At 60.7% G+C, this 14,771-nt stretch carries 13 protein-coding genes; 6 read left to right on the top strand and 7 right to left on the bottom strand.

Features of this window, described 5'->3' with window-relative positions; all coding sequences use genetic code 11:
- Nucleotides 1-61 precede the first annotated feature (61 nt).
- A complete protein-coding gene (locus C1N84_RS06275; protein ID WP_058769908.1) occupies nt 62-1,321 on the top strand; it encodes a 4-aminobutyrate--2-oxoglutarate transaminase in 1,260 nt (419 codons plus the stop codon).
- Between the two features lie 45 nt (nt 1,322-1,366).
- On the opposite strand, the gene yfcD is transcribed toward C1N84_RS06275, so the two are convergent.
- Together yfcD and yfcF are read right to left on the bottom strand one after the other, a co-directional pair.
- Nucleotides 1,367-1,912 (bottom strand): NUDIX hydrolase YfcD, encoded by a 546-nt coding sequence (gene yfcD, locus C1N84_RS06270; protein WP_021509200.1) that lies wholly within the window; start codon nt 1,910-1,912, stop codon nt 1,367-1,369.
- A 105-nt stretch (nt 1,913-2,017) separates the two neighbouring features.
- Nucleotides 2,018-2,659: a glutathione transferase gene (gene yfcF / locus C1N84_RS06265; RefSeq protein WP_058758433.1), complete on the bottom strand. Its 642-nt coding sequence runs from the start codon at nt 2,657-2,659 to the stop codon at nt 2,018-2,020.
- A gap of 204 nt (nt 2,660-2,863) precedes the next feature.
- Here yfcF and C1N84_RS06260 point away from each other — a divergent pair, with 204 nt between their 5' ends.
- Nucleotides 2,864-3,760, top strand: coding sequence for a TIGR01777 family oxidoreductase (locus C1N84_RS06260; protein ID WP_211725181.1), 897 nt, complete (start codon nt 2,864-2,866; stop codon nt 3,758-3,760).
- A gap of 17 nt (nt 3,761-3,777) precedes the next feature.
- Here C1N84_RS06260 and C1N84_RS06255 read toward each other — a convergent pair whose 3' ends face one another.
- Nucleotides 3,778-4,665: a LysR family transcriptional regulator gene (locus C1N84_RS06255; protein ID WP_211725180.1), complete on the bottom strand. Its 888-nt coding sequence runs from the start codon at nt 4,663-4,665 to the stop codon at nt 3,778-3,780.
- Nucleotides 4,666-4,833: 168 nt separating this feature from the next.
- Here C1N84_RS06255 and C1N84_RS06250 point away from each other — a divergent pair, with 168 nt between their 5' ends.
- Nucleotides 4,834-5,703, top strand: coding sequence for an MBL fold metallo-hydrolase (locus C1N84_RS06250; RefSeq protein ID WP_058769904.1), 870 nt, complete (start codon nt 4,834-4,836; stop codon nt 5,701-5,703).
- 56 nt (nt 5,704-5,759) lie between these two features.
- On the opposite strand, the gene C1N84_RS06245 is transcribed toward C1N84_RS06250, so the two are convergent.
- Nucleotides 5,760-6,524, bottom strand: coding sequence for a meso-2,3-butanediol dehydrogenase (locus C1N84_RS06245; protein WP_125309507.1), 765 nt, complete (start codon nt 6,522-6,524; stop codon nt 5,760-5,762).
- A 281-nt stretch (nt 6,525-6,805) separates the two neighbouring features.
- On the opposite strand from C1N84_RS06245, the gene C1N84_RS06240 reads away from it, so the two are divergent.
- From C1N84_RS06240 to C1N84_RS06230, 3 genes are read left to right on the top strand one after another with little or no spacing between them, the layout of a single operon-like run.
- Nucleotides 6,806-7,552 carry a gluconate 2-dehydrogenase subunit 3 family protein gene (locus C1N84_RS06240; protein ID WP_211725178.1) on the top strand — a complete coding sequence of 249 codons (747 nt, stop codon included), beginning with the start codon at nt 6,806-6,808 and terminating at the stop codon, nt 7,550-7,552.
- Nucleotides 7,553-9,319 (top strand): GMC family oxidoreductase, encoded by a 1,767-nt coding sequence (locus tag C1N84_RS06235; protein WP_238561769.1) that lies wholly within the window; start codon nt 7,553-7,555, stop codon nt 9,317-9,319.
- A complete protein-coding gene (locus tag C1N84_RS06230; protein ID WP_104093066.1) occupies nt 9,316-10,530 on the top strand; it encodes a cytochrome c in 1,215 nt (404 codons plus the stop codon). Before C1N84_RS06235 ends, C1N84_RS06230 begins: the two co-directional genes overlap by 4 nt.
- 49 nt (nt 10,531-10,579) lie before the next feature.
- Here C1N84_RS06230 and C1N84_RS06225 read toward each other — a convergent pair whose 3' ends face one another.
- From C1N84_RS06225 to dalD, 3 genes are read right to left on the bottom strand one after another with little or no spacing between them, the layout of a single operon-like run.
- Nucleotides 10,580-11,860 (bottom strand): MFS transporter, encoded by a 1,281-nt coding sequence (locus tag C1N84_RS06225; protein ID WP_021509191.1) that lies wholly within the window; start codon nt 11,858-11,860, stop codon nt 10,580-10,582.
- 29 nt (nt 11,861-11,889) lie between these two features.
- Entirely contained in the window at nt 11,890-13,359 is a 1,470-nt protein-coding gene (xylB, locus tag C1N84_RS06220; RefSeq protein WP_264442536.1) for a xylulokinase, read from the bottom strand.
- A gap of 12 nt (nt 13,360-13,371) precedes the next feature.
- Nucleotides 13,372-14,754 (bottom strand): D-arabinitol 4-dehydrogenase, encoded by a 1,383-nt coding sequence (gene dalD, locus C1N84_RS06215; RefSeq protein WP_264442533.1) that lies wholly within the window; start codon nt 14,752-14,754, stop codon nt 13,372-13,374.
- Nucleotides 14,755-14,771: the final 17 nt, after the last annotated feature.

Below are 14,771 nucleotides of genomic sequence, written 5' to 3'. Positions count from 1 at the left end.
GGCAAAATCCCGCCTGCGCGCTAACACTGATTACACTCTCCCGCGACTTACGAGGTCAGCAATGAGCAACAGTGATGTGCACAGCCGTCGGTTACAGGCCACGCCGCGAGGCGTGGGCGTGATGTGTGATTTCTTTGCGGCGAAAGCCGAAAACGCCACGCTGTGGGACCAGCAGGGGCGGGAATATATTGATTTCGCCGCCGGCATTGCGGTGCTCAATACCGGACACCGGCATCCCAAAGTGCTGGCGGCGGTACAGCAGCAGCTGACATGCTTCACCCATACCGCGTTTCAAATCGTGCCCTATGAGAACTACATTCACCTTGCGGAGCGTCTGAATGCGCTGGTGCCGATTGAAGGCGCCGTGAAAACCACCTTCTTCTCTACCGGCGCCGAGGCGGTTGAGAACGCGGTGAAAATCGCGCGCGCAGCCACCGGCCGCCCGGGGATTATCGCCTTCAGCGGCGCGTTCCACGGTCGCACCAATATGACCATGGCGCTGACCGGCAAAGTGCTGCCTTACAAAACCGGCTTCGGCCCGTTTGCCAGCCCGGTGTTTCACGCGCGCTACCCCAATGCGCTGCATAACGTCAGCGTGCACGATGCGCTCGACAGTCTGGAGACGATTTTCCGCAGCGATATCGCGCCACAGCAGGTGGCGGCCATCATCTTTGAACCGGTTCAGGGCGAAGGCGGATTCTATGTCGCGCCGCCAGAGTTTGTGACGGCGCTGCGCCAGCTGTGCGATCGCCACGGCATCCTGCTGATCGCCGATGAAGTACAGAGCGGTTTTGCGCGCACCGGCAGGCTGTTTGCCAGCGAATATTATGAGGTGCAGCCGGATCTGATCACACTGGCGAAAAGTCTGGCAGGCGGGTTTCCGCTGTCGGCGGTGAGCGGCCGGGCCGCGGTGATGGATGCACCGGAGCCGGGCGGTCTGGGCGGCACCTATGCCGGCCATCCGCCGGCAATTGCCGCCGCGCATGCGGTACTGGATATTATCAGTGAGGAAAACCTGTGCGAGCGTGCGCAATGGCTCGGTACGCAGCTGGCGGAAGCGTTGAATGGCGCCGGATGCCGTGCGCTGGCCGAGGTGCGCGGCTATGGCTCGATGATGGCGGCGGAGTTTCATGACGCCAGCGGCCGGCCCTCGGCGGAAATCGCTAAAGCGATTCAGCAGCAGGCGCTGGCCGAAGGATTGATTCTGCTGACCTGCGGCGTGCACAGCAACGTGATCCGCTTTCTTTATCCGCTAACCATTCCGGACGCCCAGTTCAGTACGGCGCTGAACATTCTCACCCGCATTCTCAGCCAGCATTAAACACAAAAGGCACCCCTAGGGTGCCTAGCTGTGGAAGCGCAGGAATCAGGCTTCGCTGCTTTGCTTACTGCGCACCGCGTCACTGTTGCGACTCAGCCACAACGACAGGGCTTTGAGTGAATCATCGGTGAATTCATCACAGCGGGCGGTGATCTCTTCCGGCGTCATCCAGAACACTTCATCCACTTCCTCTTCCTGCATGGCAAACGGACCGTGCGACACGCAGCTGAACAGCCCACCCCATACGCGGCAGTGCTGGTCTTCGAAGTAGAATTTGCCGTGCTCGGCGAACGGGACATCGGCGATGCCGAGCTCCTCTTCCGCTTCACGACGGGCGGATTCCAGCAGGTCTTCACCGCTTTGCACTACGCCACCCGCAGTGGCATCCAGCATACCCGGCATGAAATCTTTGCTCTCGGTACGGCGTTGCACCAGAATCTTGCCCATGCCGTCGTGCACCACAATATAGGTAGCGCGATGGCGCAGACATTGCGCACGCATCTGCGCACGGCTGGCCTGCGCAATCACTTCGTTTTCTTCGCTAACGATATCCACCCACTCGATACCGTCACCTGCCGTTTGATCCACCATCCGGTAACCCTTTCTCTGTTTTCGGCGTGCCCAGCACGCGCCTGTTTGCGATGCTTTATTAGAATGAGCGCTAAGGTAAAGCGTTCTTTTCGTCGCCGCAAGGTTTTAGCGTGCTTTACCCGACTCGGCCAGCCACAGCTGCACCGAGGCGCGCTGCCACTGGAATTCTGCATAGTGCTGCAGCTTCACCGGCAGCGGATCGCCGTGCAGCGCCAGCCGGTTAATCATCACCGCCAGGTCGGTGTCGGCAATCGACCACTCGCCAAACAGGTTCTGTTGGCCGTCCGGCAGCAGGCGCTGCACCGCGGCTATCAGTTTACTGGCGGCCTGTTCGCCAGCGGGCGTGAGCGGAGCAAAGCGTTCAGCAGCAAACAGCACTTCGGTAGGTCGCTCCGTGCGCAGCGCCAGTAAATCGCTGCGCAGCCACGCCTGCACTTCGCGCGCGTGGGCACGTTTTTCGCGATCGCGCGGATAGAGGCGCTCAAACTCCGGCGCCGGAAAACGCTCTTCGAGGTATTCGGCGATGGCCGAGGATTCATTCAGGCTGACATCATCAATTTGCAGCGTGGGCACACGGCAGGTCAGCGACAGGCCGCGGTATTCCTCGTCAAGCTGTGCATTGCGCGACAGGTCAACGCGCCTGACAGTAAAAGGAATGCCCTTCTCGGTAAGCGCAACATAAACTGACATGGCATACGGGCTAAAAAAACAGGAATCGGACCACAAGGTAATGGCGGGATAGTTCATCAGCTGCCTCGGCTAAGCGTCAGGTGTGCATCATGTTTACCGATTTTTGCCGGCTAAGGCAATGGCGCGCTGGTCCGATGTTTTGCCGCAGGACCACGGCAAACTGGCGGTTTTTCATCATAAGCGTAAGCGCTGTCACGCCGCAGCGGCACTTCTCTTCTATGCTCAATTCAGAGCAGATAATTAATGACAGGGAGACTAAACATGCACCTGCTTATTACCGGTGGTACCGGCTTGATAGGTCGCCATTTAATTCCGCGCCTGCTGCAGCTGGGCCATCAGGTGAATGTGGTAACGCGTGACGTGGCGGCCGCGCGGGAAAAACTCGATGCGCGCGTGATGCTGTGGTCGGGCATTAACCAGCAGTCCGATCTCAATGCTATTGACGGCGTCATCAATCTGGCGGGAGAACCGATTGCCGACAAGCGCTGGACCGAGCAGCAGAAGCAGCGCCTGTGCGAAAGCCGCTGGCAAATCACTGAACAGATCGTCTCGCTGATCCACGCCAGCAGCAATCCGCCGCGCCTGTTGATTTCCGGCTCGGCCACCGGCTTTTACGGTGATACCGGCGATGTGGTGGTGACCGAGGACGATCCGGGCCACGAGGAGTTTACTCACACCCTGTGCGCCCGCTGGGAGCAGCTGGCGCTGAAGGCGCAAAGCGAGCACACCCGCGTGTGCCTGCTGCGCACCGGCGTGGTGCTGGCGCGCGAAGGTGGCGCGCTGAGCAAAATGAAGCTGCCGTTCAAACTTGGCGTCGGCGGACCGATTGGCAGCGGCAAACAGTATCTGCCGTGGATCCACGTGGACGATCTGGTCAACGCCATCCTGTGGTTGATCGATAACGATCAGTTGCAGGGCCCGTTCAACATGGTGGCGCCTTACGCGGTGCGCAACGAGCAGTTCGCCGCCACGCTGGGCCAGGTGATGCATCGTCCGGCCTTTATGCGCACCCCGGCCAGCGCCATCAAACTGATGATGGGAGAATCCGCCGTGCTGGTGCTGGGCGGGCAGCACGTGCTGCCGAAGCGGCTGGAGGAGTCCGGCTTTGGTTTCCGCTGGTACGATTTGCAGGAAGCGCTGCAGGATGTCGCCGGCTGACGCATCTCCGCTCAGGCTTACCGCGGCGCCACGGCGGGCGTGTGGCAAAGCTGCTGCAGAAAACGCGCCGTTAACGGTCGGGTATCCTGCCTGCGCCAGACGGCATACAGCACGATCTCCAGCGCCAGATCGGGTAGCGGCATCAGCACAACGTTATCCGGTACGATGCGCGCCAGGCTATGCTGGATCAGGGTGAAGCCCAGCCCGGCTTCGACACAGGCAAGCGCGGCCAGCGGACCATTCACTTCAAAACGAATATCCGGCTGGAAGCCGGCGCGCTGGCAGGCTGCCAGCAATCGCGCCCGCGCGGCAGGGTTGAGATTTTCCTGGTCGGCAATCCACGCCCGGCCGTGCAAATCAGCCGCCACGGGCGCGGTCAGCGCACTGGATGCCGGCATCGCCAGCAGCACCGGTTCGGTCGCGATCTTCTTATGCACAAAATCCGCGTCATCGTGCGGCAGCGTATGCACAATGGCAATATCGATCGCCCCCGCCTCTAACCGGGCAATTTGCTGTGCAGAACGTAACGCATGCAGCCGGACATCAATGCCCGCCCCCGGTGCCAGCCGCGCCAGTGCCGCGGGCAGCAGGCGCGAGTGAATAGCCGCCTCCACATATCCTATATCCAGCCGGCCGACGTCACCCTGCTGCAGATGCTGCGCATACTCTTTTAGCCGTTCGTGATGCTGCAAAAAGGGCGTCACCTCGGTGAGAAAGCGCTTACCCTCGTCCGTCAGGCGCAGACGTTTCTTTTCACGGTGAAACAGCACCATGCCCAGTTCGCTTTCCAGCTGCTGAATTTGCCGGCTAAGCGGTGACGGCGAAATATGTAACCGTTCCGCAGCCTGACCAATATGCTCCAGCGCCGCGACAGTGGCAAAGGCGCGCAAAATTTTGATGTCCATGACAATTTTGGTCTCAAATCAGTCGAAAATGACGCTAGGCACGTGCGCTATCTTAGCGTCATTATCGCGTTAACAGCCACCGACAGATGATTATTATCGCGCAGAGAGTAAGTCGCTGCGGAAATTACCCTTTTAACCTGAGCGAATAATTAACGCACTGAGATCATCATGAGCCAGAAAATATATTCACGTACCATCGGGAAATATCGGGTCAGCGCCATCAGCGATGGCACCATGCAGGCCAGTCTGAGTTTATTAACAGATATTCATCAGGATAACGCGATCCGCCTGCAATCAGAGGCAGGAATTACACAGCCCGGTGAAATCCATGTGTATTGTTTTCTGATTCGCGGTCAGGGACGCGTGATGCTGGTGGATACCGGCATGGGAAAACGCGATGCGCAGAGCGGCAAATTACTGCCTCATCTGCAGCTGGCCGGGGTAACGCCGGACGACATCGATACCCTGTTATTAACCCATGCGCACCCCGATCATATTGGCGGCTTGCTGGACAGCTCGGGTCAGCCGGTCTTTCGCCATGCCCGGCTCTGCCTCAGCCACAGCGAAGCCGCCTTCTGGCAGGATGATGCGGCGATCAGCCAGCTGAGTGAACGCGCGCAGTTAAACGCGGCGCTGGTGCGGCGCACGCTGCAGGCTTATGGCCCGCGGCTGCAGCTGATGGCGGATGAGGAGATCAGCCCGGGAATCCGTGCGCTGGCGTTGCCCGGTCATACTCCGGGGCATTGCGGGTTTCGCATTGATTCAGACGGCGAGCGTTTATTGATTTGGGGTGATATTGTGCATTACCCGCCTGTTCAGCTGGCCTGCCCGCAGGTTTCCATCGCCTTCGATATCGATCCCGTCATGGCCAGAGAAACGCGCCGGCGTATTTTGCAGCAGGTGGCAGCGGAAAATACGGTGATTGCCGGCATGCATTTTGGCGCGTCTGGCTTTGCCAGAATCGTGGCGTTAGAGAATGGCGGTTATACGGCCAGCTATGTGTCAGCGTGTCACGATGGCGAAGCGGGTGAGCCATGACCGACTAACAGGCGGATTGACGGTGACATTACACCTGATGCTCCGCCTGTTATCTCTTACGCCTGTTTCGGCTGGCCGTTCGACGCCGTCAGACCGCCATCGACCGGCAGGTTAACGCCGGTGATATAACGCGCATCGTCGCTGGCGATGAAAGCAATCGCGCTGGCGATATCTTCCGGTTCACCGGCGCGGCCCAGCGGAATACGGTCATAGAAGCGTGCAAGCAGCGCCTCATCGTTTTTCATCTCTTCGGTGAGATCGGTAAAGGTAAAACCCGGGCAAACGGCGTTAACACGCACGCCATCGGTGCCATAATCCATCGCCAGCGCGCGGGTAAAATTGGTCACCGCGCCCTTGGCGGCGTTGTAGACACTCATGCCCCAGTCGCCGCCCAGTCCGGATACCGACGAGGTATTCACCACGTTGCCTTTACTGTTAAGCAACGCGGGCATAAAGAAGTGGGTGCAGTAAAATACACCGTCGAGGTCAGTACTCATCAGCGACTTCCAGTCCGCTATCGACACTTCGTGAATTTTGCCCTGCACGATGCTGCCGGCGTTATTCACCAGCACATCCACGCGCCCATACTGCTGCTGCACCTGCTCTGCCAGCTGTTTAACCTGATCCGCATCGCCGACATCGCAGGGAGCCGCCAGATGATTTTCTCCGCTCAGCGTGCTCAGCACCTGTTCCAGCTTGTCACGGGTTCTGCCCACCAGCACCACCTGTGCGCCTTCACTGGCGAAACGCTGTGCCGCTGCGGCACCAATGCCGGATCCGGCTCCGGTAATCACCACCACTTTCTCTGCAAAGCGCGACATATTTCCTCCTGGTTATTTCGTGGTTGAAACGGTTAAGCCTGGCAGCCAGCGCGCTGAGTTCAAGCGAAGCCTGCAGATTTAACGTGGCGCTTAGTTCAGGAAATAACCGGCGGATTATCAAATAGTGCACTTTTTTGTACGGTTATTGGTCGCCACCACGCAGCCCGTCTACAGTTAACATTCGCCATAAAAATTTACAAAAACTGAAGATTCCGGGCCGCTGTGCCGCCGCGCACGCCGGCCGGTTACGCCTTATCTTGTTACTCTGTCTGGAAGCGATAATGAAAAAACGAGCCAAAACCCTGCCCGGTGTCACACGACGCCAGGTCCTGACCTGGTCGACGCTGGGCGTTGCCGCTGGCGTCACCCGCGCCGCCGATGCCGTCTCCCTCAAGGGCGCTCCCGGCTGGACACCCTTCGCCGATAACCCACCAGAACAGTTCCAGGCTCAGGGCTGGCTGTTCTTCACCGAGGAAGAAGCGCGCACCGTAGAAGCCATGGTTGACCGCATTATCCCGGCGGACGAGCTGAGCGTGGGCGGCAAAGAAGCCGGCTGCGCTGTCTTTATCGACCGCCAGCTGCACGGCTTTTATGGCACCTTCGAACGCCTCTACATGCAGGGCCCGTTTCAGAAGGGCACCACCGAGCAGGGCGACCAGTCGCCGCTGGTGCCGCAGCAGCGCTATCGCCAGGGGCTGGCGGCGCTCAACCGCTACGTGCAGCAAACCTCGCAAAAGAACTTTGTCGATCTGACGCCAGCGCAGCAGGACGCGCTGCTGGCAGACATGGAGGCCGGAAAGGTGCATTTCAGCGGCTTTGATGCGCAGTCGCTGTTTCTTGAGGTGCTGAACAACACCATGGAAGGCTTCTTTGCCGATCCGATCTACGGCGGCAACAAAGACATGGTGTCGTGGAAGATGCTGGGCTTTCCCGGCGCGCGCTACGACTATCGCGAATACATTGAGCGCCATAACGAAAATCTGGGCTTAGAGCCGATCAGCATTGCGCAATGGAAAGCACGGGGATAGATGATGAAGAAATTACCGAAAACCGATGTGGTGGTGATTGGTCTCGGCTGGGCCGGATCGATTATCGCCAATGAACTGGCCGACGAAGGCCTGGAAGTGATCGGCATTGAGCGCGGCCCGTGGCGCGACACCGCGCGCGACTTCAATATTGGCACGGTCACCGACGAGCTGCGCTACGTGATGCGCGAAGAGCTGATGCTGCGTACGCGGCAGAACACCTGCACCATGCGCAACAATCCGTCGCAAACCGCCCTGCCGATGCGCACCTGGGGCTCGTTCCATCCGGGCAACGGCACCGGCGGCGCGGGCAATCACTGGGCTGGCATTACCTTTCGCTTTCAGCCGGAAGAGTTTCGCCTGAAAAGCCACCTGACCGAACGCTACGGTGCCAGTGCCATTCCGGATGAGCTGGTGCTGCAGGACTGGGGCACCAGCTGGGAAGAGATGGAGCCGCACTACATGAAGTTTGAGCGCGTGGCCGGCACCTCGGGTTACGCCGGCAATATTCAGGGAGAGAAACGGGCGGGCGGCAATCCGTTCGAAGGTGCCCGTTCGGCCGACTATCCGACGCCGCCGCTGCGCCAGCCCTATGGTCCGACGCTGTTTGCCGAAGCAGCAAAAAATCTCGGCTACCAGCCGTTTCCGGTGCCCTCCTCGCTGGTTTCCGAGGCGTACACCAATCCCTATGGCGTCACCATGGGTCCCTGCACCTTCTGCGGCTTCTGCACCAATTACGGCTGCGCCAACTACTCGAAAGCCAGCGCCATCACCACTGTGCTGCCGGCGCTGATGCGCAAAGAGAACTTTACCGCGTATACCAACTGCGAAGTGCTGGAAGTACTGACCGATGCCAGCGGCAAACAGGCCACCGGCGTCACCTACATTGACTCCTCCGGCGATAAGTGGGAACAGCCGGCCGATCTGGTGATCGTCGCCGCCTTTACCTTTGAAAACGTGCGCCTGATGCTGCTCTCCGGCATTGGCCAGGCCTATGATCCGGTCACCAACAAAGGCACCACCGGCCGCAATTACGCCTACCAGACCGCCAACGGCGTCACGCTGTTTTTTGACAACAAAAACTTTAACCCGTTTATCGGTGCCGGCGCGGTGGGCATGGGCATTGATGAATTCAATAACGATAATTTTGACCACAGCGGTCTGGGCTTCTTTGGCGGCGGCAGCATCCGCGTGACGCCCATCGGCTCGGCACCGATTGGCTACCGGCCGCTGCCGCCCAACACGCCCAAATGGGGCTCGAAGTGGAAGCGCGCGCTGAAAGACAACTACCTCAGCACCATGTCGATTGGCTGCGAGGCCAGCAGCTATACCACGCGCACCAACTATCTGTCGCTCGATCCCAACTACAAAGATCCGCATGGCAGACCGCTGCTGCGCATTACCTTCGACTTTGCGGCGAACGATCTGAAAATGGCGCAGTACTGCACGGGTAAAGTGGCGGAAATCGCTAAATCGATGAACCCGCGCGAGATGATTGTCAAACCGATGACCGGCCACTGGAGCAGCGTGCCGTATCAGTCGTCGCACGTGGTTGGCGGCTTTATCATGGGCAGCGATCCCTCAACCAGCTCGGTCAATAAACATCTGCAGGTGTGGGATGTACCGAACCTGTTCGTGGTGGGCGCGTCAGCCTTTCCACAAAACCCGGGCTATAACCCGACCGGCACCGTCGGCGCGCTGGCATTCAAAGCGGCGCATGCGATTCGTCACTACTATCTGCAACGTCCCGGGGAGATGATTACCGCATGAAAACACGCCTCTCTCTGTGCGCTGCCGCGCTGCTGCTTACCAGCTTTGTGTCTCACGCCCAGCCGGAATACGATCAGTACGCGCGCGGCAGCTATATCGCCACGCTGGCGGACTGCACCGCCTGCCACACCGCCGACCCGCAACAGCCGTTTGCCGGGGGCGTCAGGTTGCAGACGCCGTTTGGTACACTGGTCGGCGCTAACATCACGCCGGACCGCGAAACCGGCATCGGCAACTGGCGCTATGAAGATTTCCGCCGCGCCATGACCGAGGGTATCGGCCACGGCGGCAAGCGGCTGTACGGCGCGATGCCGTTCACCGCGTACACCAAAATGTCGGATAAGGATCTGCAGGATTTGTGGGCATGGATGCAGACGCTGCAGCCGATACACAACCCGGTCGAGACCAATCAGCTGCCCTTCCCTTTCAACATCCGCACCAGCCTGATGGTGTGGAACTGGATCAACTTTGACCAGGGCGCGTTCCAGCCGGACGCCCGTCAATCCGCCCAGTGGAATCGCGGTGCGTATCTGGTGCAGGGCGCGGGCCACTGCGGCACCTGCCACACGCCGAAAAACCTGCTCGGCGGCGATAAAAATGGCGCGTTCCTGCGTGGTGAAGTGGTCGAAGGCTGGATGGCGCCGGACATCACCGCGAACCCGCACAGCGGACTGGGCAAATGGAGCCAGCAGGATATCGTCAGCTACCTGCGTACCGGCGTGAACCGTTTCGATATCGCTTCCGGTCCGATGGCCGACGCGGTGCGTCACTCCACGCAGCACTGGCGCGATGAAGATCTGCAGGCGGTGGCGGTGTACCTGAAAAGCGGTGAATCGCGTGATGAGCAAGCGCCCGCCGCACTTGCCGCGACGGACGATCGCATGAAGCTGGGCGCGCAAATCTATGCGGCGAAGTGTTCAGCCTGCCACAGCCCGGGCGGTCGCGGTGAGAAGAATATCTTCCCGCAGCTGGCGGACAATCCGTTGCTCAATCAGGAGGATGCCACCTCGCTGATTCGGGTGGTCGCCGCCGGCAGTCGCGGTGTCGATACCGATGCCCGCCCGACGGCACCGGCAATGCCGGCCTTTGCCGGCACGCTGGGTGATGAGGAGATCGCCGCAGTGGTGAGCTACATCCGCAACAGCTGGGGAAATGCCGCCGCACCGGTCAGCGCTGACGACGTGAAGAAAGTGAAACAGAAGCTGGAATAGCGCCGGGTCAGCACCGGCAGCGGCGGCTGCCGGTGCGACAGGCTCAGCTTTAGCTACGCTGCTGCACCACCGACGACTTCACTGCTGACGCTTCCCGCGTGTGTCCCGGCTGCGGCACACGGATAATAAAGGTCAGCACGCCGGCGAACAGGTAGAGCGCGGTATAGGCCCACACCACCCCGACGATATCGAAGAACGGCAGCAGCAGCGAGGCAATCGCCGGGGCAACAAAGTTACTCAGCCCGGCCGACAGATTGTAAATCGATACCGCTGCGCCCTTATGATGCGGTTCCAGCGTCGGGAACACCGCGGTCATCGGCACAAAGGCAGCGACAAAGATCCCCAGCATGATCGCCGGAATCAGCGCCACCCAGAAGTTATGCCCGGCATACAGCGGCAGGTAGTAAAACGCCAGGCTGGAGATCGCCATACCGAGACAGCCGAACCAGCGCACCTGACGGATCCAGCCCAGCTTCTCCCCGGTAATGCCCCAGAAAATATTGGTAAAGATGGTGACGAAGAAGAACACCGCCCAAATCTGCAGCCATTCGGAGATGGTAAAGCCGAGCCGATCGACAAACAGCAGCGGCATGATGATGGCAAAACCGAACAGCGACAGCGTATTGATGATGCGGATCAGGCAGGCATAAAACACATGCTGGTTGGTGAACAGAATGGTTACGGCACGCGACATCTCCGTCATCTTATCGCGCAGCGGCAGATTAACGCGGGAACGGTCCACCGGCACGTTGCGCAGGCTGAAGTAGGCCAGCACGCCGCCGCACGCCACCCAGACAATCGCCAGCCATAAGGTGCCGGTTTCGCCCAGCATCGGGATGGTCAGGCTCGGCAGATAGCTGCCCACCACGCCAATTCCCACGGAGTACATCGCCCAGAACCAGCCGGTAGCGGCGGCCAGTTTGTCACGCGGCAGCACCTGCACCAGCATCATCATGAACGAGTAGATAAACAGCGGATAGGCCAGGCCGCGAATGCCGTAGAACAGAACCATCAGCGGATAGTTACGCAGCCCAAGCCCCAGCGACATAAACAGCGCATGCATGACGATCCACAGCACAAAGCCAATCATCATGGCGCGCTGCGGCGTAATCAGCTCCGCCACCACGCCGGAGGCCCACGCCGCCAGCGCGGCGGCCAGGCCGTAAAACGTAAACACCACCGCCGACTGGGCCGGCGAAAAGCCCATGTCAGTGATGTGGCGCGAGAGAAACGCCATTTCGAAGCCGTCGCCGGCCATGAAAATGGCGATGGCCAGAAAGCCCCAGAACATCTTTTTCGGTAAGCCAAACCAGTATGCGTTCGATTGCATGACAATCTTCCTTCCGTTCGCTAATCCGATCAGGCAGGCAGCAACGCGCGCGCCTGCTGTTGTTGTACATAGAGTTCACGGAACAGGCGCAGCCGCTGCTGCAGCACGGCCCCGCGCGCCGCATCGGGCTGATAGCGCGCCTGCACCGGCGGCTTCAGGCACACGTCGGCTTCGCTGCCGCCATCGGCCAGCCACGCCAGTCGCGCCGCACCCAGCGCGCCGGAGGCGCTGGCCGGATGGGTCACTATCGGCAGCTGCAGCACGTCGGCAATCAGCTGCGCCCACAGCGTGCTGCGCGCACCGCCGCCGGTCAGGCTGCACTGCTGAATCTGCTGCTGCGTATCGCCCAGCACTGCCAGGCCATCCGCCAGGCCAAACGCCACGCCCTCAATCACCGCATAGCCGAGCAACGCGCGCGGCGTTTCGTGGCGTAAATGGAAAAATGCCCCGGTCGCCTGCGGATCGTTATGCGGCGTGCGTTCGCCAGAGAGATACGGCAGAAACAGCGGTGCCTGACGCAGCTGTTCCGCGCTGAGCTGTGCCATCTCGTCCATCAGCTGGCTTTCGGTGACCGACAGCAGATTGCACAGCCAGCGCAGACAGCTGGCGGCGCTGAGCATCACGCTCATCTGGTGCCAGCGTCCCGGCAGCGCATGGCAGAAAGCGTGCACGCCGGATTGCGGATCGGCACGCAGCCGATCGTTAACCACAAAAATCACGCCCGACGTGCCGAGCGAGATAAAGGCATCGCCTGCATTAACCGCACCGACGCCCACCGCCGACGCGGCATTATCACCGCCGCCACCGGCCACGCTCACCGTGGCGGCTAAGCCCCATTCGCTGGCCAGATCGGCGCGCAGCGTGGCGCTGACCGCGCTGCCCTCAACCAGTTCGGGCATCTGCGCGCGCGTCAGCCCGCTAATCGCCAGCAGTGCGTCAGACCAGTCGCGCTGCGCCACGTCGAGCCACAGCGTACCGGCGGCGTCCGACGGCTCGCTGACAAAGCGCCCGGTCAGACGCCAGCGCAGGTAATCTTTCGGCAGCAGCACCTTGTCGATGCGGCGAAAGATTTCGGGCTCATGTTCCGCCACCCAGTGCAGTTTCGGCGCGGTAAAGCCGGGCATAATCAGGTTGGCGGCGATTTCCATCATCTGCGGATGCTGCTGGCGCAGCGCATCACACTGCGCCGCGCTGCGCGTGTCGTTCCACAATATGCACGGCCGCAGCACCTCACCGGCGGCATCCAGCAGCACGGCGCCGTGCATCTGACCGGAGAGACCGATGGCGCGAATTGCGACCCACGCGTCCGGCGCCTGCTGGCGCAGCCCGGCGATCGCCTGACCACAGGCCTGCCACCAGCGCTCGGGATCCTGCTCCGCCCAGTGCGGATGCGGGCGCTGCACGCTGAGCGTGGCGTGATTCGACGCCACAATCTCGCCCTGCGGGTTAACGATCAGCGCTTTGAGTTCTGAGGTGCCAATATCAATGCCGAGATACATGATGTGCGCTCCTTACACCGTCGCCGGCTGCAGCAGCTGCTGCTCGATGGCGTCTACGCTGCGCGTCACCAGCGCATGAAAAGCGCGGTCATCGGCCAGTTCGGCAAACAGCGCGCGGTCGCTGAGGAAGGTTTGTAGCGCATTCTCGCCGCTCAGCTGCTGGCGCAGCGCGTCAGCATTGAGCACGCCATCCTGATACGCATACGGCAGCTGGTTGCTGGCCCAGCGTTGCAGGAACAGGTAGAACAGCGCCGGCAGCACGGCGGTAGAGGTCGGTTCTGCGCCGCGCTGATAGCATTCGCGCAGCGTCGGCGTCACCATGCCGGGGATTTTCGATAGCCCATCGGCACCAACGCGCTGGTTGGTATCTTTGATATAGGGATTGCTAAAGCGCGCCAGCACCACGTCGCGGTAATCCGCCAGATCGAGCGGGCTGGGCGACAGTGACGGGATCACGTCCTGCGTGATGTAGTCGTACGCCAGCTGATAAATCGCAGGCTGACGCGTGCTGTCATCAATGTAGTCATGGCCGGTGAGCGTGCCAGCCCAGGCAATCGCCGCGTGCGTGGCGTTGAGGATGCGGATTTTCGCCTCTTCCCACGGCAGCACCGACGCCACAAGCTCCACGCCCACCTTTTCCAGCGCCGGGCGTCCGGCGATGAAATCATCCTCAATCACCCACTGGATAAACGATTCCGCCATCACCGCCGCGCCATCGTCTCTACCGGTGGCCACTTTGACGCGTTCGGCGACATCCGGCGTGGGGCGCGGCGTGATGCGATCCACCATGGTGTTTGGCGAAGTGGTGTTATCGCGCACCCAGCTGGCCAGCGCGTGGTCGCCCTGCGCAGCAAGAAACGCCAGCATGCCGTGACGGAAACGTTCGCCGTTGTGACGCAGGTTGTCGCAGTTGAGCAGCGTGACCGGCGCACCGCCGCTGGCCACGCGCTGGCGCAGAATGCGGGTCAGCGCGCCGTAAATAGTGCGCGCCTCACCACGGAGATCGGCCTGAATATCCGCCTGGCTGAGATCGAGCTCATGCGCCGGCGTCAGGTAATAACCGGCTTCGGTCACGGTAAAACCGATCACTTTTGTCTCAGCGCTGGCGCCCTGTGCCACCAGCGCACTGATCTCCGCGTCCCACGGCAGGATGGTGCGCAGCGAAGTAATGGTTTCATACGCGCGCTCGCCCTCCGGCGTCACGGTTTCCAGCACGTACTCGCCGTTTTGCGCCTGCAGCTGGTTGAGCAGCGCTACCGCATCGCCGCGGATGTTGCCGAGCGCGATGCTCCAGCTGTCATCGCCCTGCTGGCGCAGCTGGTGCAGATACCACGCCTGATGCGCGCGGTGAAAAGAGCCTGCGCCGATATGCATCCACACTGATTTCGTCGTCATAGTCGCCTCGAAATAAA

This window comes from Pantoea sp. SGAir0418 (genome assembly GCF_043529865.1).
Note: the sequence above shows the minus strand (reverse complement) of the source record. Positions and strands in the feature narration are given on the sequence as shown.

Bases quoted from the DNA above. Each gene is read 5' to 3' on its own strand.
- C1N84_RS06275 (WP_058769908.1), top strand. From the start codon at position 62: ATGAGCAACAGTGATGTGCACAGCCGTCGGTTACAGGCCACGCCGCGA.
- yfcD (WP_021509200.1), bottom strand. From the start codon at position 1,912: ATGGTGGATCAAACGGCAGGTGACGGTATCGAGTGGGTGGATATCGTT.
- yfcF (WP_058758433.1), bottom strand. From the start codon at position 2,659: ATGAACTATCCCGCCATTACCTTGTGGTCCGATTCCTGTTTTTTTAGC.
- C1N84_RS06260 (WP_211725181.1), top strand. From the start codon at position 2,864: ATGCACCTGCTTATTACCGGTGGTACCGGCTTGATAGGTCGCCATTTA.
- C1N84_RS06255 (WP_211725180.1), bottom strand. From the start codon at position 4,665: ATGGACATCAAAATTTTGCGCGCCTTTGCCACTGTCGCGGCGCTGGAG.
- C1N84_RS06250 (WP_058769904.1), top strand. From the start codon at position 4,834: ATGAGCCAGAAAATATATTCACGTACCATCGGGAAATATCGGGTCAGC.
- C1N84_RS06245 (WP_125309507.1), bottom strand. From the start codon at position 6,524: ATGTCGCGCTTTGCAGAGAAAGTGGTGGTGATTACCGGAGCCGGATCC.
- C1N84_RS06240 (WP_211725178.1), top strand. From the start codon at position 6,806: ATGAAAAAACGAGCCAAAACCCTGCCCGGTGTCACACGACGCCAGGTC.
- C1N84_RS06235 (WP_238561769.1), top strand. From the start codon at position 7,553: ATGATGAAGAAATTACCGAAAACCGATGTGGTGGTGATTGGTCTCGGC.
- C1N84_RS06230 (WP_104093066.1), top strand. From the start codon at position 9,316: ATGAAAACACGCCTCTCTCTGTGCGCTGCCGCGCTGCTGCTTACCAGC.
- C1N84_RS06225 (WP_021509191.1), bottom strand. From the start codon at position 11,860: ATGCAATCGAACGCATACTGGTTTGGCTTACCGAAAAAGATGTTCTGG.
- xylB (WP_264442536.1), bottom strand. From the start codon at position 13,359: ATGTATCTCGGCATTGATATTGGCACCTCAGAACTCAAAGCGCTGATC.
- dalD (WP_264442533.1), bottom strand. From the start codon at position 14,754: ATGACGACGAAATCAGTGTGGATGCATATCGGCGCAGGCTCTTTTCAC.